The organism is Herbivorax alkaliphila, from assembly GCF_030848475.1.
In the GTDB taxonomy this organism is placed as follows: Bacteria; Bacillota; Clostridia; order Acetivibrionales; family Acetivibrionaceae; genus Herbivorax.
Genome location: NZ_JAVDDS010000003.1, coordinates 51,015 through 73,584 on the forward strand (window position 1 = coordinate 51,015; position 22,570 = coordinate 73,584).

At 33.6% G+C, this 22,570-nt stretch carries 19 protein-coding genes and 1 other annotated feature (1 of these 20 running past the window's edge); of the genes, 6 read left to right on the plus strand and 13 right to left on the minus strand.

The window, feature by feature from the left end:
• Window positions 1–184: 184 nt before the first annotated feature.
• Window positions 185–2,986: a phosphodiester glycosidase family protein gene (locus tag RBH29_RS01630; RefSeq protein WP_306694668.1), complete on the plus strand. Its 2,802-nt coding sequence runs from the start codon at window positions 185–187 to the stop codon at window positions 2,984–2,986.
• Window positions 2,987–3,178: 192 nt separating this feature from the next.
• Here RBH29_RS01630 and galU read toward each other — a convergent pair whose 3' ends face one another.
• The gene (galU, locus tag RBH29_RS01635; protein WP_306694669.1) at window positions 3,179–4,048 is read right to left on the minus strand and encodes a UTP--glucose-1-phosphate uridylyltransferase GalU; all 870 of its coding nucleotides are present in this window, start codon (window positions 4,046–4,048) and stop codon (window positions 3,179–3,181) included.
• Between the two features lie 336 nt (window positions 4,049–4,384).
• On the opposite strand from galU, the gene RBH29_RS01640 reads away from it, so the two are divergent.
• The gene (locus RBH29_RS01640; RefSeq protein WP_306694671.1) at window positions 4,385–5,218 is read left to right on the plus strand and encodes a YihY/virulence factor BrkB family protein; all 834 of its coding nucleotides are present in this window, start codon (window positions 4,385–4,387) and stop codon (window positions 5,216–5,218) included.
• A gap of 199 nt (window positions 5,219–5,417) precedes the next feature.
• Here RBH29_RS01640 and rpsR read toward each other — a convergent pair whose 3' ends face one another.
• The 3 genes from rpsR to rpsF form a co-directional block, all read right to left on the minus strand.
• On the minus strand, window positions 5,418–5,672 hold the full coding sequence (gene rpsR, locus RBH29_RS01645; protein WP_306694672.1) for a 30S ribosomal protein S18: 255 nt from the start codon (window positions 5,670–5,672) through the stop codon (window positions 5,418–5,420).
• 225 nt (window positions 5,673–5,897) lie between these two features.
• Entirely contained in the window at window positions 5,898–6,320 is a 423-nt protein-coding gene (locus RBH29_RS01650; RefSeq protein WP_306694673.1) for a single-stranded DNA-binding protein, read from the minus strand.
• Window positions 6,321–6,329: 9 nt separating this feature from the next.
• Window positions 6,330–6,617: a 30S ribosomal protein S6 gene (gene rpsF / locus RBH29_RS01655; protein ID WP_306694674.1), complete on the minus strand. Its 288-nt coding sequence runs from the start codon at window positions 6,615–6,617 to the stop codon at window positions 6,330–6,332.
• A 492-nt stretch (window positions 6,618–7,109) separates the two neighbouring features.
• On the opposite strand from rpsF, the gene RBH29_RS01660 reads away from it, so the two are divergent.
• Entirely contained in the window at window positions 7,110–8,327 is a 1,218-nt protein-coding gene (locus RBH29_RS01660) for a sensor domain-containing diguanylate cyclase (protein WP_306694676.1), read from the plus strand.
• A gap of 3 nt (window positions 8,328–8,330) precedes the next feature.
• On the opposite strand, the gene nagA is transcribed toward RBH29_RS01660, so the two are convergent.
• Window positions 8,331–9,476 carry an N-acetylglucosamine-6-phosphate deacetylase gene (gene nagA, locus RBH29_RS01665; RefSeq protein ID WP_306694677.1) on the minus strand — a complete coding sequence of 382 codons (1,146 nt, stop codon included), beginning with the start codon at window positions 9,474–9,476 and terminating at the stop codon, window positions 8,331–8,333.
• A gap of 264 nt (window positions 9,477–9,740) precedes the next feature.
• Here nagA and RBH29_RS01670 point away from each other — a divergent pair, with 264 nt between their 5' ends.
• Window positions 9,741–9,950: a helix-turn-helix domain-containing protein gene (locus tag RBH29_RS01670; RefSeq protein ID WP_306694679.1), complete on the plus strand. Its 210-nt coding sequence runs from the start codon at window positions 9,741–9,743 to the stop codon at window positions 9,948–9,950.
• A gap of 20 nt (window positions 9,951–9,970) precedes the next feature.
• Window positions 9,971–10,765 (plus strand): PDDEXK family nuclease, encoded by a 795-nt coding sequence (locus RBH29_RS01675; RefSeq protein ID WP_306694680.1) that lies wholly within the window; start codon window positions 9,971–9,973, stop codon window positions 10,763–10,765.
• A 3-nt stretch (window positions 10,766–10,768) separates the two neighbouring features.
• Here RBH29_RS01675 and dcm read toward each other — a convergent pair whose 3' ends face one another.
• Entirely contained in the window at window positions 10,769–11,776 is a 1,008-nt protein-coding gene (dcm, locus tag RBH29_RS01680; RefSeq protein WP_306694681.1) for a DNA (cytosine-5-)-methyltransferase, read from the minus strand.
• 662 nt (window positions 11,777–12,438) lie between these two features.
• Between dcm and glgB the strand changes: the two genes are divergently transcribed.
• Window positions 12,439–14,646, plus strand: coding sequence for a 1,4-alpha-glucan branching protein GlgB (gene glgB, locus RBH29_RS01685; protein WP_306694682.1), 2,208 nt, complete (start codon window positions 12,439–12,441; stop codon window positions 14,644–14,646).
• Window positions 14,647–14,742: 96 nt separating this feature from the next.
• Here the strand turns inward: glgB and sigI are convergent, their stop codons facing one another.
• The 7 genes from sigI to ilvB form a co-directional block, all read right to left on the minus strand.
• The gene (gene sigI / locus RBH29_RS01690; protein WP_306694683.1) at window positions 14,743–15,453 is read right to left on the minus strand and encodes an RNA polymerase sigma factor SigI; all 711 of its coding nucleotides are present in this window, start codon (window positions 15,451–15,453) and stop codon (window positions 14,743–14,745) included.
• A 119-nt stretch (window positions 15,454–15,572) separates the two neighbouring features.
• Entirely contained in the window at window positions 15,573–15,833 is a 261-nt protein-coding gene (locus RBH29_RS01695) for a hypothetical protein (RefSeq protein ID WP_306694685.1), read from the minus strand.
• 46 nt (window positions 15,834–15,879) lie between these two features.
• On the minus strand, window positions 15,880–17,448 hold the full coding sequence (gene cimA, locus RBH29_RS01700) for a citramalate synthase (RefSeq protein ID WP_459076746.1): 1,569 nt from the start codon (window positions 17,446–17,448) through the stop codon (window positions 15,880–15,882).
• A 6-nt stretch (window positions 17,449–17,454) separates the two neighbouring features.
• Window positions 17,455–18,972, minus strand: a complete 1,518-nt coding sequence (locus RBH29_RS01705; RefSeq protein WP_306694688.1) for a 2-isopropylmalate synthase — start codon at window positions 18,970–18,972, stop codon at window positions 17,455–17,457.
• A gap of 133 nt (window positions 18,973–19,105) precedes the next feature.
• Window positions 19,106–20,098, minus strand: coding sequence for a ketol-acid reductoisomerase (gene ilvC / locus RBH29_RS01710; protein WP_306694689.1), 993 nt, complete (start codon window positions 20,096–20,098; stop codon window positions 19,106–19,108).
• Between the two features lie 5 nt (window positions 20,099–20,103).
• Window positions 20,104–20,616, minus strand: coding sequence for an acetolactate synthase small subunit (gene ilvN / locus RBH29_RS01715; protein ID WP_306694691.1), 513 nt, complete (start codon window positions 20,614–20,616; stop codon window positions 20,104–20,106).
• A gap of 81 nt (window positions 20,617–20,697) precedes the next feature.
• On the minus strand, window positions 20,698–22,326 hold the full coding sequence (gene ilvB, locus RBH29_RS01720; RefSeq protein WP_306694693.1) for a biosynthetic-type acetolactate synthase large subunit: 1,629 nt from the start codon (window positions 22,324–22,326) through the stop codon (window positions 20,698–20,700).
• 72 nt (window positions 22,327–22,398) lie between these two features.
• Window positions 22,399–22,570 (minus strand) — a binding site (T-box leader) (it continues 67 nt past the right edge of the window).

Here is a 22,570-nt window from a genome sequence, read left to right on the forward strand (position 1 = left end):
CATATTCTTATACATTTAAAGATATAAAATATTTTTTTTAAGTTTTAAAACTCAAGAACATGGACAATACTTTGTAACACAATGTTAACTTGCTACTTAGATGTATATATTTTATAATTGTTTTTAAAAGAATCGCTTTGGTTTTTTAAAGTAAAATGAAATACTAAATTAAGAGGTGGAATTTATGAATTACATAAGAAAAAAAGTTGCAATGATTTTAATGCTGGCAATTGTATTTGTGTCCTTTTATTCTAATACAAATGTTAATGCAAATATCATTTATGAAGAAACTACATTGGAAACTATCACTTCAGGAGTTACTTTAGAGAATATAACCCGTTTTTCCGATGAAGGGTGGCAGAACATTAATGTATTAAGAGTAAATCTTACTAACCCTAATGTACAAATTGATACTCTCTCAAATAAAGACTCACTAAAAAACCTTACAAATACAAAAGAACTTGTCGAATCTCACGAAGCGATAGCTGCAGTAAATGCAGGTTTTTTCAGCTGGATGCAGGAAAGTGGAAAAGCATCCCCTAACGGTCCTTTTGTAAAATCTGGCGAACTTATGTCAGTCAATCACGAACATAATAGATATAGCGACTCAATGGCCACTATTTCACTAGACAAAAAAAACAATGTGCTTTATGATTTTTGGAAAATAGACATGGAAATGATAGCTTATAATGGAAAGTCCATGGTTGTGTCCCGATATAACAAGTCCAGCTTTAACGACTACGAAGATGTAACAATGTGGTGTAGAAATTGGGATGAATATTCTCATGGTGCCACTGAAGAATACCCTGATATGGTTGAAATGGTTATTGAAAATACACTTGTTACAGATATACGTGAAGGCAAACCTCCTGTGGAAATCCCAGAGAACGGTTATGTAGTAATGGCAAGGGGTGAAAGAGCAGATTTTATCAAAAACAATTTTATTGAAGGAAGTCCTATTTTCCTTTCTATTTCAACAAATCCAGATTGGGAAAATATGAAAATGTCTGTTGGAGGTAGTGCCATTCTCGTGAAAAACGGCAAAATACCTTCAACTTTTTCTTATAAGATTGGAGGCAGGCACCCACGTACAATGGCCGGCAGCTCAAGCAATGGAAGGGAATTACTTCTTGTTACAGTTGATGGACGTCAGCAGGGAAGTTTGGGAATGACCCAGACTGAATCTGCATCTCTTATGCTAGAACTTGGTGCATATAATGCACTAAATCTAGACGGCGGCGGCTCCACTACAATGGCAGCAAGAAAACCTGGGACACAAAATATCGAAATTGTAAACACCCCTTCTGACGGCTCTGCTAGAAGAGTTTCCAATGCAATAGGTGTCTTTTCAGTTTTTCCACCTTATCCATTGGAACATCTTATGATTGATACTATAGAACCAAATGTTTTTGTAAATACCTCAAGAGAATTTAAAGCTATTGGCATTGACTCATATATGAATCCTCACAGCATAAGTCAGAGCGACGTAGATTGGAGTGTCTCAGGTGTAGAAGGAAGCTTTGAAAACAATGTGTTTTATCCTGAATCATCAGGCACAGCAACTATTACTGCCTCTTTGGGAAGGGTAGAAACTTCTATGGAAGTTAATGTGCTGCCTTCTCCTAGCGAACTTATACTTAGTTCAAATTCTCTCAAAATGAATGTTGAGCAAATTAGAAGTATTTCTGTTATAGGAAAGGATAATCAAGGATACTCTGCACGCATAAGCTCTAAAGATGTAGACTGGTCCCTTACAGGAGATATTGGAGAGCTTGAGTCAAATACATTTACTGCAAAAGAAACTGGAACAGGTTATATTACAGCTTCCGTTGGTGATGCCAAAGCACACTGCACAATTTCAGTAGCTCTTGAAACTGATTACGTAATAGATTCTTTTGACAAACTAAACGGTTCCTTTGAATCTGTGCCTGAAACTATTTCTGGCAGCTATGAAATCACCAAGGAAATAGATAATGAGAGCAGCGGCAAATTAACATATGACTTTGATACGCCTGATGGAACAAGAGCTGCTTATCTGATATTTGAAGATGAAGGCATAGAGTTAAAGGAGAACACCACTAAAATAGGTTTTTGGGCATATAACCCTCATGAAAATTCCAACTGGTTAAGAGGAGAAGTGATTGACTCTAGAGGTAATAAACATTTTATTGATTTTGCCGAAACTTTAGAGTGGTCAGGATGGGAATATGTTGAGGCCTCTGTTTCAGGCATAAACTCACCTGAAAAACTTACAAAAATATATGTGGTTCAGGTTAATCCTGTAACAAGCACCGGAAGTCTTTATTTAGATGATCTAACTTTGACTACTGCAACATATCCAGTTATTGATGAAGATGAAATACCTAAAGATACTACTCCTGTACATGAAGCAGACAGATCTGTCAAACTTTCTGAAGAAGATGATTTTAAAAAATTCATTGTGTTTGGAGAAAAAAATAAAGCAGACAATCTTTTAGAAAACCTTTTGCTTATGAACTTGCAAGAAAAAACTGAAATTGAAAATAATTTAGAAAATAATTCAATTGAAACCAAATTTTTAACCGACTACAGCACTTATAGATCTTATGATTCTAACGGTTGTCGTTTTATTGAGCTAAATACGTCTAATAACAGTATTAGAACAAGTGCATCAGGTCAATGGCAGTGGTTATTAAGGCAACTTGATTCATTTACAGGTGAAAACTTATTTATTTTCATGGAAAACTCTCTAGATAATTTTAATGATCATTTAGAGGCAGAACTTCTAAAAGATATACTTGCTGAGCACAAAAATAATGGCAAAAATATCTGGGTGTTTTTTAATGACAGCAAAGATAGTGTCAATATGGAAAACGGTATAAAATATATTGGTTCAGCAGGGCTTAATGCAGATAACCTAACTCCGGATAATGCACATACAGTCAAGTACGTTGAAGTTACTATAAAGGGAAATGAAGTAACATATCAAGTTAGAAGTTTGATTTGAGATGTTAGAGGTTAGATGTTAGAGGTGAGAGGTGAGCTCGTTTAGCTAAAGCTAAACATCGAGGCTTCAGCTGGAGACTCAACTCCACCTGAAGATTTATAAGAGCAACTCCACCTTATAGGTGGAGTCTTAGAATAAGTTAGAATTATAAAATGGGAGCGATAAAATTTTTCGACGCTCCCATCTTCTATTTTATAATTGTTCTGATATTGTTTTTAAATATTCAGAAAAGTCATTTTTCAAATCTTCTCTTTTTAGTGCAAACTCCACAGTTGCCTGTAAAAATCCAATCTTGTTTCCAACATCATAACGTTTTCCAATAAAATCATAGGCATACATTGCCTCTTCTCCTATAAGGCTCTTTAATGCATCAGTTAATTGGATTTCTCCTCCCTTTCCAGGTTTTGCAGTCTCAAGGTATTTGAATATTTGAGATGTAATTATATATCTTCCTAGTATGGCCACATTAGATGGTGCCTCTGACTTGTTTGGCTTTTCTACTAAATCCTTCACCTTATACACTCTGTCATCTACCTGTCTGCAAGCTACTATCCCATATTTTGAAACATCTTCCTCTGGAACAGTTTGAACACCTAAAACAGTTGTCTTATACTCATTATATATGTCTATCATTTGTTTTAGACAGGGAACCTCTGAATCTACAATATCATCTCCTAATAATACAGCAAAAGGTTCATCTCCTATAAATGACTTGGCACAGTATATAGCATGTCCCAGTCCCCTAGCTTCCTTTTGTCTGATATAATGTATATCTACCATATTTGAAATGTCTTTGACTATATTAAGAAGTTGCTCTTTTCCTTTGTTCTCAAGCTCCTGTTCTAGCTCGTATGATTTATCAAAATGGTCTTCTATAGCTCTCTTACTTCTACCAGATATGATTATTATGTCTTCAATTCCAGATTTAACTGCTTCCTCAACAATGTATTGAATTGTTGGCTTGTCCACTATAGGTAACATCTCTTTCGGTTGTGCCTTTGTAGCTGGTAAAAATCTTGTACCTAGACCTGCTGCAGGTATTATCGCTTTTCTAACTTTCAAGTTTTAAACACCTCTTTTCATGTTTTGTTGTAAAGATTTTTTTAATTATATAAAAATATATCTTACCATCTATTCTAGCAAATAAACAACTATATTCCAACAATATTTAGAAATCTTCACATTTTATCATATATAGCTGCATGTATTTATGCGAAATATTTACAAGCTCTGAGCTATTCTCCTATGCAACCTAGAATGTAGAGCATTGTCCCAAGGAAACCATAAGGTTACATTAGGAACAAGAAAATTTTCTTGATTCAATACTAAATTTAGAGGTATAATAAATACATGTACAATTTCTGTATTTCTCACTTTTCCAAAGGAGATGCTTTATAAATGTTCCCTAAAAGAAATAGTAATCTGTTTAAAATTCCAAAAAGAATATACTTTCGCTTTAAAGATGATAATATTACTGCTTTTGCATCACAACTTACTTATTCATTTATTTTATCCTTTTTCCCTTTTTTAATTTTTCTGCTTACACTACTAAGTTATACTCCGATAAAAAGCAAAAGGGTTTTGGACTTTCTTTCTGCCACCCTTCCAGAAGCGTCATTTGATATTGTTTTAAATACAATTAATCAAATTATTGCATCACGCAGCGGTGCTCTTTTGTCAATCGGAATGATTACAACTATCTGGATGGCTTCAAACGGAATGAATGCTGCTATAAAAGGCTTAAATAAAGCATTCGATCAAAAAGAATCCCGTCCATTTTGGAAGGTTAGAGGAATTTCTATTATTGCCACGCTTATTTTAGCACTTACAGTTCTTTTTTCTTTTGTCCTTTTAGTTTTTGGAGAAATTATAGGGGAAAATTTATTTCAATTTCTTGGTTTCTCCCATCTATTTGTTACTGTTTGGAATTTTGCACGATACATAATTACTTTTTTCTCTATGATTTTTGCGTTTTCTCTTTTATATCGCTTTATTCCAAACAATCCTCCAAATTTTAAAAAAGTCATACCTGGGGCTATTTTCACAACTTTAGGATGGATAATTGTCTCTTTCTTTTTCTCAATATATATTAATAATTTTAATAATTACTCTAACATGTATGGAGGTATAGGAGGCATTATCATTCTGCTTATATGGCTTTACTGGATAAGTGTAATAATACTCCTTGGAGGAGAACTTAATGCATCTTTAATCATACTGAGAAAAAAGTGAACTCGTTTAGCTAAAGCTAAACATCGGGGCTTTAGGTGGAGACTCAACTCCACCTGAAGATTTATAATAGGAACTCCACCTTATAGAAGGTGAAGTCTTAGAATAATATAAAACTTTATACGTAAAAAGCAGCATCTCCATTATAAGTGGTGACACTGCTTTTTACATTTATATATTTAACTTTGCACTCATATAATACCTATTCTGAAGTATATGGTAATAACGCAATATGCCTTGCCCTTTTAATTGCTCTTGTCATTTCCCTCTGATGCTTTGCACAATTTCCTGAAATTCTTCTTGGTAAAATTTTTCCTCTTTCAGAAAGAAATTTTCTCAGTTTTGCAATATCTTTATACTCTATATCTGTTACTTTATCAACACAAAAAGCACAAATTTTTCTCTTTGCTCTTCTTCCTCTCATTGGTCTGTCATTATCTCTTCTTTGTCCTGCCATAACTCAAATTCCTCCTTTCCTTACCTTTTAAAGTAGCAATATTTTACCCCTGTTTTAGCCGTAAAATTGGCACACTACTGTTCTTTCCCTATGCAACCCGTTTTAAGGAAAGGTGTCTTACGTTGAAGACTATTAAAACCTCGCCTTATATCACCCACCTTAAAGAAGGTGTCTTACGGCGAAACCTGATAAAATATTTTTAGTACATTGTCTTTAAACAACTACTTAAAATGGCAACTCATCGTCATCATCCACAGGATTGAATCCCTGTGAAGGCTGTTCATTAGTATCCTTAGAACCATAATCATTATTATAAGAATTTTCTACTTTTTTACTTTCCGCAAAATAAGTTTCTTCTGCAACAACTTCAGTTATATAATTTCTCTTTCCTTCATTGTCATCCCATGTCCTCGTCTGCAACCTACCTACCACTACAACTTTCTTGCCTTTCTGAAAGTAGTTTGAACAAAATTCTGCATTCTTACTCCATGCGACAACAGGGAAAAAATCAGCCTGTTCTTCGTCGTTTTGCTTAGAAAAACGCCTGTCCACAGCTAACCTAAAACTACAAACCGGAACATTGTTTGTATTTGTGTACCTAAGTTCTGGATCCTTTGTAAGTCTTCCCATCAAAATAACCTTATTCATAACATCACCCTAATTATCCTTTTTAATAATAATATCCTTGATAATTCCATCGGTTATCTTATACATCCTCTCAAGCTCCTGAGGAAAATCCGATTTAGCGGTAAAATTAATCAATACATAATATCCTTCATTAAAATCGTCAATTGGATAAGCCAGCTTTCTCTTTCCCCACTCGTCAATATTCTCCAATTCAGCTGAGGACTCTATCAGGTTTTTAAATTTCTCGATAAGAGAATTAGTATTTTCTTCATCTAATTCCGGATTGATAATAAAAATAGTTTCATAATTATTTAACATTCTTCTTCACCTCCTCCCGGACTAACGGCTCTGTTTTATAAAACAGAGCAAGGATTTTACAATCTAAGATTATATCATATAATTACCTCTATTACAACCTATTTTTTCAATTTTGCATAAATATTTTTTTATTCCCTTCAAAACTTATTGAAAAGCTTACCAATTCAACATTTGAAAACTAACTGTTACATAATGGATTCACAAAACTATTCCCAAAACTCAAGTTATATGGTATCATATAATATATAGAAAGAGAAAATTAAAATTATCAAGTATCACACTAGGGGGAGTGAATAATTTACTTGCTTTTATAGAATTAAACATAAAAAAAAGCAATGTTTTTATATGTTTAATTTTCTGGCATTTTTCAATTTCAAAATTTACCATTACAAGTTATCCACCGTTATTGACTAAAAAACCATGAAACTTACTTTTTTTGTAAACATCAAGCTAATTTGTAATGCTAGACATCCTTATGGAAAGGGTGATGATGTGTTAAAAAAATCTCCTTTGAGAAGACGCTTAGGAACCTTTAGCCTAATAATAATAGCAATACTTGCCGGAGCAGGACTTTCTGTACCTACCTTCATTATTTTTGATTGGTACAGTAACAATGTTTCAGAAGATTTAACAAAATTTGCAACTATATATGCTGGAGTATTATATACAGCTATTATTGTGATATCAAGTATTCTGTTGAACATTTTATCAAAACAGCATGCTCACGCTAAAGAATTGAAGAACTTCAAAAATTTCACTGATGTTTTGCATAGATCCACTTCTGAAATTGAGGTATATGAAACACTGTACACTTTTGTGAGAAATATGCATTTAGTGAGTCATGTGACATTATTTTACAGAAACGACAGATCAGCCAATGATATTACATGGCAACGCATAACAAATGAAAGAATGCCCCTTTGTAGGATGGAGCCAAGAAATTGTCCTTTGATAAAGTATGGGCGTGATTGTCGTGTGAAAAATATTGCTACTGATATAACCTGTGCTTATCAGCTCACAGAACATAAAACAGGTAGTTATGTCTGTCTCCCTATAACCAATGGAAATCTTACATTGGGTATACTTCAGCTTTATACAAAATCAAGATACTTTTTTGATGACACAGTAATATCAAAGTTAAAATCATATATTGAAGTTGCCAAACCAATAATAAGCAGTAAAAGAACACTTCATCAACTTAATAAAAAGGCAACTACCGACAAACTTACTAAATTATATAACAGAAGTTTCCTTGAACAGTATTTAGAAAATCAAATTGAAACTTCAAGCAAACTAAGTGTTATCATGCTTGACATTGACCACTTTAAACATGTCAATGATACATTCGGTCACGCGGCTGGGGATTCAGTTCTTGTAGTGTTCTCTCAGGTTATATTAAGATGTCTCAGAAGAACCGACTTGGTTGCAAGATATGGGGGAGAAGAGTTTATAGCTATTTTGCCTTCTACAGATACTGGAACAGCTTTAACAATTGCTGAAAGAATAAGACAATCAGTTGCTACAGAGCCTATGCCTAAAATGAACAACATTCAAATTCCAAATATTACTTGCAGCCTTGGTGTTAGTGCTTTTCCAATGTATGCAACCAACAAAAATACTCTTTTAAAAACTGCCGATGTAGCACTTTACAAGGCAAAACAATCTGGCAGAAACTGTGTTAAAATATACATGAAAGAAATGAGACTATAGTATTCAAGCTTTATATACTATATTTCCCTCAGCCATTGTTAATAATACATTCATATTTTTGTCCACAATTATAATATCAGCATCTTTCCCGTATGATAAACTTCCTTTTTTATTGAAAACTCCTGCTATCTTTGAAGGATTTTCAACAATCATCTTTATACAATCTTTAATGGGGATATCCCACTTTTGCACCATGTTTTTCATTGCATCAATCATTGTAATAGTACCCCCAGCTATTACACCATTTTTATCCTTCGAAACACCATTTTCAACATATATCTCTTTTCCTGCAAAATAATAACTTCCACTTTCAAGACCAGTTGCTATTATTGAATCTGTTATTAAAATAATGTTATCAGAAGATTTGCATTTTAAAGCCATCTTTATAAATGCAGGATTAACATGAATACCATCGCCAATAAGTTCTACAGATATGTTCTCTTTTTCTAAAGCTGCACCTGCAAGTCCAGGGCTTCTATGGTGCATTCTGGCCATGGCATTAAACAGGTGGGTTACATGACTAAATCCTCTCTCAAAAGCATTTGTCGCCATATTATAGTCTGCTGCTGTGTGACCTGCACAAAAAACTATCCCACTTTCTTTAAAATGATTTACAAGTTCAAACACACCTTCAAGTTCTGGTGCCATTGTCATCATGCTGATACTACCACCAGCTTCATCTATAAACCTTTCTAAAAGTTCGATAGATGGAAGGGTTATGTGCTCTATAGGATGAGCCCCTTTATATTCATGGTTTATAAAGGGGCCTTCCATATTAATACCAATTATTTTTGCACCAGAAGTCTTTTTTCTAATTGCCAGCTTAATATTTCTCAATGCACCCAGCATTTCTTCTATAGCTCCTGTCATTACCACAGGTAAAAAGGACGTTACTCCCTTTGACGCAAAAAAATAAGATAATTTATCAAGCTCTTCATATTTTCCAGTCATTACATCACACCCTATGCCACCATGGGTATGTATGTCAATAAATCCCGGCAAAACCCAGCAGTTATAAGCATCTATAATTTTGCACTCATTTTCAGTTATATCTTTTCCAATATTCACAATTTTAGTACCGTCAATTAATATATCTTTTTTTTCAAAACTTTTATTGTGAAATACCAATCCATTTTTTATCAATTTCATATTAAATATCAATTCCTTATATGTTTTTTGGTCTTTCTCTAATTTAAGAAAGATTCATGAAATATATATTATTTTACCATATATTTTTTTTGAATCCTAATTAATATATGGTAGGAGGATGATATATTAAAGGTGAAGAACAATGTATTTTTTAAATTTAATCACTTGTAAATGTGATAGTATAATTATTTATGATACTTATTGTCTGTAGACTTATTGTATTGATTTATTAAACTTTAAAATATAGGAGGAACTATTTAACTTATGGAAGATATAAAAAAATTGTTTAGCTCGAATGTCCGTAAATATCGTAATCAGAAAAATATAAGCCAAGAAAAACTAGCTGAAATATCTGGTTTACATAGAACTTATATTAGTGCTGTGGAAAGAGCTGAAAGAAGTATATCCTTAGACAACATTCAAAAAATTGCAACAGCTTTAGATATAAAAATTTTTAAATTATTTATTGAATAATATAAATGGAGGTGTCTATCTTGGAAAAATGGAGAGCCTTTGAAAATTCTTGTGTTGATTTTTTAAATTGCACATATGGAAGTTCAGACTTAAAATTTATCGGTACAGGACAAAGTGATTCAACAAATTCAGATATCAAAGTTGTAAAAAATGGGAAATCATTATTTAATATAGAGTCTAAAATGCCCAAATCACAAAGTGGACAATTTGTTTTATTAAATAATGATTATAAATTCATATTTAGCACTAAAAATAAATCCAATAAAAATGAGTTCATAGACTTAATTGTTAACTATATAAACTCTAATTATGAAACCTTCAAAAATGTTTCTACTAACTCTATACCCATCAATTTACCTACTTTTATTTTTGAAAACTGGATTAAAGGATATTACAAAAACAAAGATGTGAGATTTTTAATAAGTTCAGGCAGACATAGCGATTTCGTCATTTTCCCAATTAATAAATATGGAGATTATTTTGAGATTACAGGAGATTTTAGAGTTAAAAAAAGCGGTTCCAGAAATTTACCAAAAAAGTATGACGGTGAAATAAAAGAAATTTTCGAAAAAAATTTCTCTCCCTGCACTATTCTAAGAGAAGAAAAAAAGGCATATCTAGTCACAGACTACATATTGCCTGACAAAACAAAAATTCAAGGTAATGACTACAAATTTCAATTTAATGAACATGGTAATAAATACTTAGTAAGAACGCTCTCAAATACAAATAATGCAAATGTTATTTTTTCAATACAACTGAAAAAGGAACAAGATGAAAAAGATTTAAATGAATTCTTAAATGCAATTAAGTAAATATTAACCTACTTTTTTTATTGAATCTCTTTTTAAATTTGTCATCATTTTCATAACACTGGCATTACTTACAACTTGCTCCATTATTTTAATTAAAACAGGTACTGCTACAGAATTGCCACATTGCTTCCATGCTTGCGAATCACTAACTGGTAAAATATACCCCTCTGGAAACCCCAGAGCGGCAAGACACTCTTTAGGAGATAACTTTCGAATAACTCCATCTACTAGATATGCTCCTGTTTTAGCACCAGATCCGCCTCCATAAGCTGATAACGTTATTGCATGACCTTTTGGACTATAAATTCTGTCACCTTGCCCACCTTTGTTTATTATTCCTACTCGAATGGGACGATTAGCCCTTTCTGCTACCTCAATATTCTTAAGCATAATATCTTCTCTATTAATGATATAATTTGACGCTTCATTATTACTTACCAATATATCTTCTAAAGCAACATCTTCATTTGTAGGTAAAGGAAATTCAAAATTTTCAACATGCAAATTTTGCCTAAATGCAATAAAATAGACTCTTTTTCTAGACTGTGGCACTCCATAGTTACTAGCATTCAAAACCTCATAAAAAACTTTATATCCCATATCCTCAAGTATCTCTACCATTCTTAATATACTTTTTCCATCAGAATGATTTTTTAAATTTGCTACATTTTCCAAGAATAATATCTTAGGTTTGTGGCATTTAACAATTCTTGCTATTTCAAAAAAAAGTGTTCCTCTTGAATCCTCAAAACCTTGTTGTTTACCACTAATACTAAAAGCTTGACACGGAAATCCTGCACATAAAATATCATGTGGAGATATATCTTTTTCACTAATCAAAGATATATCTCCCTTCGGAGTTTCTCCAAAATTAGTTTCGTATGTTTTTTGAGCATATTTGTCCCATTCAGATGTGAATACACATTTAGCTCCAAATTTCTCAAGTGCTATTCTGAATCCTCCTATTCCTGCAAATAAATCTACAAATGTCATATTTGCCAATTCTTTCATGTTTGCCATCCTCTCCCTATTGCTAATAATATATATAATACCATACCGAACGTATATTCGCAATCTGTTTTACACCTTAAATTCATATTGAAAAACTGTTTTTTTTTTGAATCAAAATTGATAATTTTTAAGGGTTTACTGCTTAAATAAGTTCCTCTTTTATTTCCTACGTAATTATAGATAAAAGCGTTATAAGAATAGAATATTATTTATTTTTTTGTATATAATATTTATTGTGTCTTTTACAATGGTGTCAGTATGTTAAAGAAATTTTTTATAGTAAAATTTAAAAAAATAATAAAATATATTTGAAATAGTCACTTAAAGTATGGTATTATTATACTTGCCAATAAATAAATTTAAGTGTGTTTCAAAATTATAGCAATCTTGCTAATGTAGAGCCTGTAAATCAGGTGAAAAATCTACTTCATCTGATATTTTAAAAGATTAGATTTTTACGTAGTTTTTAATTTGGAATTTGAGCACTAGTATAATATTAGCAAAGCTGTGTAATCGGTTCCAACTGTTCATAAAAAATCAGTTATATGTTCCTTTATTATCAAGAAAAACGTTATTCTTTATTATTTGGATTGTTTTATATTAATAATAAAAAAATATAATGTTTATACTAAAAAAAATACAAAAAAAAAGAGGTATGAATTATGGTGAAAACAACTGCAAATTATGATGAAATTTCAAGAGTTATTAATGCCGAACATTCAGATCCATTCAGCGTTTTAGGTATGCATTACCTAGAAGAAGAAAAGTCCATGGTAGTAAGAGCTTTTTTCCCAAATGCTGAGGAAATTTATGTGATTGATGTTTCCAGTGATACTAAATATCAAATGACTCTAGTAGACGACAGAGGGTTTTTTGAAGTGTTGTTAAAGGAAAAATCAGGTTTTTTCAAGTATGTTTTGGAAGTAACGGACAGTACAGGAAACACATTTTCCACTTATGACCCATATAGTTTTCTGCCAGTTTTGACTGACCTTGACTTCCACCTTTTTAATGAAGGTAACCATCATAAGATATATGATAAACTTGGTGCTCACATGATGACTATCGATGGTGTTCAAGGTACTCTATTTGCTGTCTGGGCTCCCTGTGCAAAGAGAGTAAGTGTTGTCGGCAGTTTTAATCAATGGGATGGCAGAAGGCACGTTATGAGGTCTAGAGGTCCATCTGGTATTTGGGAGTTGTTTATTCCAGGTCTTAAGCAAGGCGACCTGTATAAATATGAAATTAAAACACCTCATGATGAATTATATGTTAAAACAGATCCATATGCCTTTTATTGTGAATTAAGGCCAAATACCGCTTCAATAGTATACGATATAGATGATTACAAATGGAATGACGATGAATGGATGAAGGAAAGAGATAATAATAGTAATTTTGAAAAACCAATCTCTGTATATGAAGTTCATCTAGGATCATGGAAAAGAGTTTCAAATGATGAAAACGGATTCCATACATACAGGGAACTAGCAGATGATTTGGTTGAGTACGTAAAATACATGGGGTACACACATATCCAACTTCTTCCTGTTTCAGAACACCCCTTTGATGGATCATGGGGATATCAAATAACTGGATACTATGCAGCAACAAGCAGACATGGCGAGCCAAAAGACTTTATGTATTTTGTAGATAAATGTCACCAAAATGGCATAGGGGTGCTAGTTGACTGGGTACCTGCTCACTTTCCAAAAGACGGACATGGCCTAGCAAGGTTTGATGGAACTGCACTTTATGAGCACTATGATGAAAAACAGGGTGAGCATCCTGACTGGGGTACTCATGTATTTAATTATGGAAGACTTGAAGTTAAAAACTTTTTAATATCAAATGCTTTATTCTGGCTTGAAAAATACCATATTGACGGACTTAGAGTTGATGCAGTTGCATCCATGCTTTATTTAGACTATGGTAAAAAAGATGGTCAATGGCTTCCTAATCGCTGGGGTGGAAAAGAAAATGTTGATGCTATAGACTTTATGCGTCAATTGAATTCTACAGTATATGGCTATTACCCTGGTGTTACAATGGTGGCTGAAGAATCTACTTCTTGGGCTCTTGTAACAAAGCCTCCCTATGTTGGTGGATTAGGTTTTTCATATAAATGGAATATGGGTTGGATGAATGATTTCTTAACTTATATGAGTATGGACTCTGTATATCGTAAGCATCATCAAAACCTTGTAACTTTTTCCTTAATGTATGCCTTCTCAGAAAACTTCATATTAGTTCTTTCTCACGATGAAGTAGTACATGGAAAATGTTCAATGATAGAAAAAATGCCTGGGGATTACTGGCAAAAGTTTGCTGGACTCCGTGCTAGCTACGGTTATATGTATGGTCATCCTGGAAAAAAACTTTTATTTATGGGTTGCGAATTTGCTCAGTTTATTGAATGGAACTATAAGCAAAGCTTGGATTGGCACTTATTAGACTATGACATGCACACAAAAATGCAAAATTATGTAAGAGATTTAAATGCCCTTTATAAAAATGAAAAAGCTTTATTTGAAGTTGATTTTCACTATGAAGGTTTTGAGTGGATAGATTGTAATGATAATGAACACAGCATTATATCATTTATACGAAAAGGTAAGGACTGGCGTGATTCTTTAGTATTTTTGTGTAATTTCACACCTACCCCACATGATGATTATCGCATAGGAGTGCCTTTTGACACTGAATATACAGAAGTTTTCAACAGTGACTGGGAAAAATATGGTGGAAGTAACGTTGGGAATTTTGAACCTATTAATGCACAATCTTCCGCTTTCCACGATAAACCATATTCTATAAATGTAAAAGTTCCACCATTGGCAACTATAGTATTAAAACCTAAATTAAAGTGACCTATCTTTAGGTAGATTTAAAACTTAAAATCAATAATCTTAGAAATGTAACATTCTTAAAAAAGCAAAGAAATTTGAAATTTCTTTGCTTTTTATTTATATCCCATTTATATAGTTAACATATTCTTTTATAAACTGATAATCCCCTGTGTATATTAATAAAACTGTTATTATGTATTTTCTAAACCTCTCTATTTTTTTTCTTGGTATTTTCAAATGTTTCTCTATTTCAGCCATTGGTATGGTCTTGCTTTTTTTTATCCCCTCTAACATTTCTCTTCTTGAAAGTATAAATCTGACTATCTGTGACACTACAAGTCGTGTACTTTTATGTTTAGGAGATATTTTTACAAGTTCTAAAAAAGATATATTCCACTCTTCCAATTCCTGACTCAATTGCTGTAGTTCTAACCGTCGATACTCGCTGGCTTCTTCTTTAGAGTAATTTTCCAAAGATTTCATCACCGAAAGATCAATTTCACTTTCCTCATCATTATTGTTGCTTTTTAAAGAAAGTACCTCTGCATGCTTTTTTTCTTTTCTATAGTAATCAATAATTCTTCTTTTAATTACATTTTGAGAAAAAGATAGAAAGTTACCCTTAGAGCTTTTATATGCTTTAATTGCTTCAACAAAAGCAATTAATCCAATACTGAGTTCATCATCACATCCATAGGAAACATACCTGCCTGCAACTTTTTTTGCACACGCAGCAATAAACGGCTTGTATTCTTCTACGAATTTATTTATATCTTCCTCACTATTTTTAATACTTTCAACTCTCTGATTGATAACATTAGGGTGCATAGATGCCTCCTATATTCTAAGAAGAGAAATAGAAAAACGTTAATATTTATTATATCAATAAACCTTAAAAAACACAAATACAAATTGAGACAAGGGAACCGCCCCCCTGTCTCACTGTCTCATATTTCGGCTCTTATTTCGAATCTATCAAATTTGACTTTCTCAACAAATTGATCTTTTGTAAAAAAAGTTTTTCTATATCGAACAAATTCAGACGTATTTTTATCAAGCCACAAAGGCACAGGAATATCCAATTCTCTACAAAGATTAATTAAAGTATCTTCCAGTTCATCTCTAAATGATTTTTCCTGGCCTCTTCTATCTATTTTAGATTCTTTTATTATTTTATTTTCTCTGTATAATTTTCCAGTTAATATCATTTTGCCTTTCCTTTTCTAAGTGAGACAAGAGAACCGTCCCCCTGTCTTATTTTTCTTCAATAAGTTTATACTCTATTGAATCAACAAGAGCTTGCCAGCTTGCCTCAATTATGTCTGTTGATACACCAATTGTTGTCCAGACTTCTTTTCCGTCTGTAGACTCAATTAAAACTCTAACTTTTGCAGCTGTTGCAGAACTTGAGTCAAGAACTCTTACCTTATAATCTGTAAGTTTCATATCTTTTATCTGAGGATAAAATCTCTCTAAAGCTTTTCTCAATGCATTATCCAATGCATTTACAGGTCCATCGCCCTCATCTGCTGTCATTTCTTGCTGACCATCTACATTGATTTTTATTATTGCAGAGGAATTTGCTTTGCTGATTGAAGGCTCATTTACAAGCACTTTAAACTCTCCCAAATCAAAATGAGGCTTGTACTTGCCTAAAATCTTGCGTATTATCAACTCAAGTGAACTCTCTGCTCCTTCATATTGGTAACCTTTAAATTCCATTTCTTTGAGCTTTTCCAAAATCACTTTAGTCTCTGGAGAGTCTCTAGTTATAGATTTATCAAAGCTGTTTACAAAGTTTAGCAGTGCACTTCTTCCTGCAACTTCAGACATAAGAAATACTCTTTCATTCCCCACAGTTTCAGGAGCTATATGCTCATATGCTGTAGGATTTTTATTTACTGCATCAGCATGCATACCCGCCTTATGAGCAAAGGCAAAATTCCCTACATAAGGAGCTCTTTCATCATGAAGAACATTTGCTATTTCACTTATATATTTAGATGTTGTTGTAAACTCAGAAATACTGTCTTCAAGTATACAACTATACTCATCTTTTAGCTGTAAGTTAGGTATTATTGTAGTCAGGTTTGCATTACCTATTCTTTCCCCATAACCATTCATAGTTCCCTGAACCTGAACAGCTCCTGCCTTAACTGCCATAATTGAATTAGCAACTGCCATACCAGTATCATTATGACAGTGAATTCCTATATCTTCTTTAAATTCTTTTACCACCCTTGATGTTATCTCGTATATCTCATCAGGAAATGTCCCTCCATTTGTGTCACAAAGGCACAAGCTGTCGGCACCACCCTCTGATGCTGCTCTAAGTGTTTTAATAGCATATTCTGGATCAGCCTTGTACCCATCAAAAAAATGCTCTGCGTCAAAAACCACTTCTTTATTTTTGTTTTTAAAAAAAGCTATGGTATCACGAATCATGCTTAAGTTTTCATCCAATGTGGTTTTCAAAATTTCAGTAACTTGGAACCCCCAACTCTTTCCAAATATTGCTATAGCAGGTGTATCAGCCTTCAAAAGAGATTTTACGTTGGCATCTTCTTCCACAGGTTTGTTAACCCTTCGTGTGCTTCCAAAGGCAATAACCTTTGAATGTTTTAGATTGATTTTTTTTACCCTCTCAAAAAATTCCAAATCTTTAGGATTAGAACCAGGATTACCTGCTTCAATATATGCTACCCCAATACTGTCCAGCTTCTCAACGATTTTTAGCTTATCCTCAACACTAAAGGAAATTCCTTTAGCCTGAGCACCATCTCGAAGTATAGAGTCATATATTAAAACTTTTTTCATTTCCATTACCTCCTAACTTTCCCCTTCGCTTATTGCTCTGTTAATCGCATTTAAATATGCTTTTACACTGGCCTCTATAACATCAACACTTACACCTCGTCCTATAAATATTTCATCATCTTTAGCAACTCTAACTGTAACTTCGCCTAATGCATCCTTTCCTTCTGTAACTGCTGCTAAAGAGTAATCTTCAAGTGTAAAAATCACACCCACTACTCTCTCCATAGCATTGAAAGCGGCATTTACAGGACCATCACCTGTTGCAGCCTCTGTAAGTATTTCTTCATTCTTTTTAAGAGAAATGGTAGCAGTTGAAACACTCTTGTTACCACTGGTAATCTGAAAACTATCCAGTTCATATATTTCAACAACTTCTGAAACTTTCTCTTCTACAAGTGCCTCAATATCTTTATCAAGTACAACTTTCTTTTTATCTGCCAAATCCTTGAACATTACAAATGCTTTTTGTATTTCCTCAGTTGTCAAAGTAGTATATCCAAGTTCTTTAAGCCTTTCTTCAAAAGCATGTCGCCCTGAAAGTTTTCCCAATACCATTCTATTTTTAGAAAGTCCAATGGATTCAGGTGTCATTATCTCATAAGTGGTTTTTTCAGACAAAACACCATGCTGATGAATTCCCGACTCATGTGCAAATGCATTAGACCCCACTATTGCCTTGTTAGGTTGAACTTTAATGCCTGTAAGGCTTGAAACCAGCTTGCTTGTTCTGTATATCTGTGTTGTATCAAAATTATGACCTATATTATAAAAGTCCTTTCTTGTCTCTAAACCCATTATTATCTCTTCAACTGCTGCATTGCCTGCTCTTTCTCCTAATCCATTTATTGTACATTCTATCTGTGTTGCTCCATTTGCTACAGCTGCAAGGGAATTGGCTACAGCTAACCCTAAGTCATTATGACAATGAACACTTATATCTGCTTTGTCAATATTTGAAACATTCTCTTTAATTGATTTTATCAAAACACCATATTCTGCTGGGGTTGTGTAACCTACAGTATCAGGTATATTAACAACAACAGCACCTGCATCTATTACACTTTCCAAAACTTTAAATAAAAATTCAGGCCTTGTTCTGCTGGCATCCTCTGCTGAAAACTCTATTTCATTACAATATTTCTTTGCATATTTAACCATTTCCACAGCTCTTTCAAGCACTTTTTCTTCTGACATTTTAAGCTTATACTTCATATGAATATCAGAAGTTGCAATAAAGGTATGAATTCTCGGACTCTTTGCACCTTTAACAGCTTCCCAAGCTCTATCAATATCCTTTTCTACCGCTCTGCAAAGGCTTGCAACAGAAACATTTTTTACATTTTCTGAAATTGCTTTAACTGCCTCGAAATCACCAGGAGACGCAATAGCAAATCCCGCTTCAATAACATCTACTCCTAATTTTTCTAACTGCCATGCAATCTCCAATTTTTCATGAATATTCAAATTAACTCCTGGAGTTTGCTCTCCATCTCTTAATGTAGTATCAAATATTTTTATTCTATCTGTCATATTTATACCTCCAATCGTACACAATCAATCCCATATTTATAAATAACTTCATTTTATTTTTCTATTAACCAATGGTTTTTTTATAGTTTGCGAAGAAAATATATTTTCTTCGCAAAACTATAAATATTGTTTACTATTTTAACCAACTCATCATTTTTCTCAATTCAGCTCCAACCTTCTCAACCTGATGTTCTGTTTCCATAGTTCTCATTGATAGGAAGTTTGCTCTTCCTCCTGAATTATTTTCAGAAATCCAGTTTGAAGCAAACGTACCATTTTGTATTTCTGTAAGTACTTTCTTCATTTCTTTTCTTGTCTCATCAGTTATAACTCTTTTTCCTGTTACATAGTCACCATATTCTGCAGTTTCACTTATTGAGTACCTCATGTATGAGAAACCACCTTGGATAACCATATCTACAATAAGCTTCATCTCATGTACACATTCAAAATAAGCTATTTCAGGTTGGTAACCTGCATTTACCAATGTTTCAAAACCTGCCTTCATCAATTCAGTAACTCCACCACAAAGCACTGCCTGTTCACCAAAAAGATCCGTTTCTGTCTCTTCTCTAAATGTTGTTTCGATGATGCCTGCTTTACCAGCTCCTATTCCAGATGCATACGCCAGTGCATAATCTTTCGCTTTTCCTGAAGCATCTTGATGTATAGCTATCAATGAAGGTACTCCCTTACCTTCTACATATTGACTTCTCACAGTGTGTCCTGGTCCTTTAGGTGCAACCATTACAACATCAACGTCTTCCGGCGGATCTATTTGGCAATATTGAATGTTAAATCCATGAGCAAACATCAACACGTTACCAGACTGTAAATTTTCTTTTATGCTTTTTTCATAAATTGTCTTCTGTACCTGATCAGGAACAAGAATCATTATTAAGTCACCAAGTTTTGCTGCTTCAGCAGTATCAACAACCTTAAGTCCATCATCAGCCACCTTTTGTCTGCTTTTAGATGTAGGAGATAATCCAACAACAACATCCACTCCGCTATCTTTCAAGTTTTGTGCATGTGCATGCCCCTGACTACCATATCCTAAAATCGCCACAGTTTTACCTTTTAATAAATCAAGATTACAATCACTTTCATAATACATTTTCGCCATTAAAATCACTCCTCATCATTATTGTTAGCTCTTATATATTTATTGCCTCTTTCGATGGCAATTTTACCTGTTCTTACAATTTCCTTAATGCCAAACTGATTTAACATGTCTTCTAAAGCTGCAACTTTGTTGGTTTGCCCGGATATTTCGATAGTAAGCGTGTCTTTTGATACATCAACTATATTTGCCCTAAATATTTCTACAATCTGAATTATTTCAGATCTTGTTGACGTATTAGCCTCAACCTTTATAAGTGCCAGTTCTCGTCCTACAGATTCATCCTTGTAGAGCTTCTTTATCTTTATTACATCTACAAGTTTATTAAGCTGTTTGCCAACCTGCTCAACAATATAATCGTCTCCGTCAACAACAATGGTAATTCTTGAAATTTCAGGATTCTCTGTCACTCCAACTGCCAAGCTGTCAATATTAAATCCTCTTCTACTAAATAACCCAGCTACTCTTGATAAAACTCCAGCATGGTTTTCAACTAAAACTGATAGAGTGTGTTTTGCCATTAATACAACCTCCTTACTCCAGTAAATTTTCTATTATATAAACTCTTATTACAACTTAAGCTGCAATCAAAGTAAATAAGCTTAAAGCGTTGACTCCTCATAATCAACCATACATTCTAAAAGATACGGTTTATCATCTGAGAGCATTTCTTTTATTGATTGCTCAACCTGAGAATTTTTATCAACTCTTTTTCCCTTAAAACCATATGCTTCAAACAGTTTTATAAAATCAGGATTTTCACCTAAAGATACTCCAGAGTACCTACTGCAAAATTTCACCTTCTGTATTTCGCTTACAAGTCCAAGCCTAGAGTTGTTAAAAAGAATAATCTTAACTCCAATACCATTTTGCTTTATAGTTCCAAGCTCATTCATAGACATTTGAAAACTGCCGTCACCTGCTATACAAATAACTTTTTCTGAAGGCAAACCTATTTTTGCACCTACTGCCGCTGGAATACCATATCCCATTGTCCCCATACCTCCAGATGTTATAAATGTGCCTGGTTTCTTAATTCCCACCCAATTGGCAGCCCAGATCTGATTTTGGCCGACTTCTGTTGTGACAATGGTATTTTCGTCCATGTTTTTTGTCAAAGTAGAGAGAACATGCTTAGGATTAACAAAACCATTCTCACTTTTTAAATCTGCTTTTAACTTATGCTCTTCCTTTATTCCTTTTATTTTAGTTAACCATTCATCTATATTTCCCTTTTCTGCTTTACTAATAAGCTGTTCTAATGCTTTTTTAACATCCCCTGTTACAGGAATTTCCACTTTAATGTTTTTACCAATTTCGGCAGGATCAATATCAATATGAACTATTTTAGCTTTATTTTCTACCTGACTTGGAGAACCTACTGCCCTGTCCCCAACTCTTGCCCCCATAATAATCAAAAGATCTGCATTGTGAACAGCATGGTTTGCAACATGAACACCATGAGAACCCAACATCCCTAAATTCAATGGATTATCATAGGGTATAGAACCTATTCCCATAAGTGTGGTGGTTACAGGTATATTGCACTTTTCTGCAAATTCCACAAGTTCCTTTGATGCACCAGCTCTTATTATACCACCACCGGCACATATTAATGGTTTTTTTGCTTCTGATATGGCTTCAACAACTCTCTTTATTTGAAGAGAATGTCCTTCGTAATTTGGTTTGTATCCTTTAATATCAACACTTTTAGGATATTCAAACTCCAACTCCCTTGTCTGCATATCAACAGGTATATCTATAACTACAGGACCTGGTCTTCCTGTAGATGCTATATAAAAAGCTTCCTTAATAATCCTTGGCAATTCCCTTTGATCTTTTACAAGATAGCTGTGCTTACAAAAAGAAGCTGTTGCCCCTGTTATATCCGCCTCTTGAAAGACATCCCTACCTACCAGTTCTGATGATACCTGCCCTGTAATTGCAACCATCGGTATTGAATCCATATAAGCTGTTGCAATGCCTGTTATAAGGTTCGTAGCTCCAGGACCTGATGTAGCAACGCATACACCTGTTTTACCAGTTACTCTGGCATAAGCGTTAGCTGCATGAGCTGCCCCCTGCTCGATTCTTGTAAGTATATGCTTAATATTAGAATCCACCAATGCATCGTAAAAGGGACATATGGTTGCTCCCGGATACCCAAAAATAATATCCACCTTTTCATTTTCTAACGACTTTATTATTGCTTGTGCTCCTGTAATTTTCATATTTAACACCTTCTTGAAATTTATATTTCCCTTTTAAGTAAAATTAAACCCTTCATCCATGCAAATTGATTTTGCAGGGACGAAGGGATATCCTACGCGGTACCACCCTGATTTGACACACCCTTAAAGCATGCCCTCTGTAGAGCATATAAAATGCTCCCTAACCTTAACGCAGATTAACGTCATTGCCTACTAATATTTCAACAATGAAGCTCCAGAACGAGTTATCCATACACACCATCCA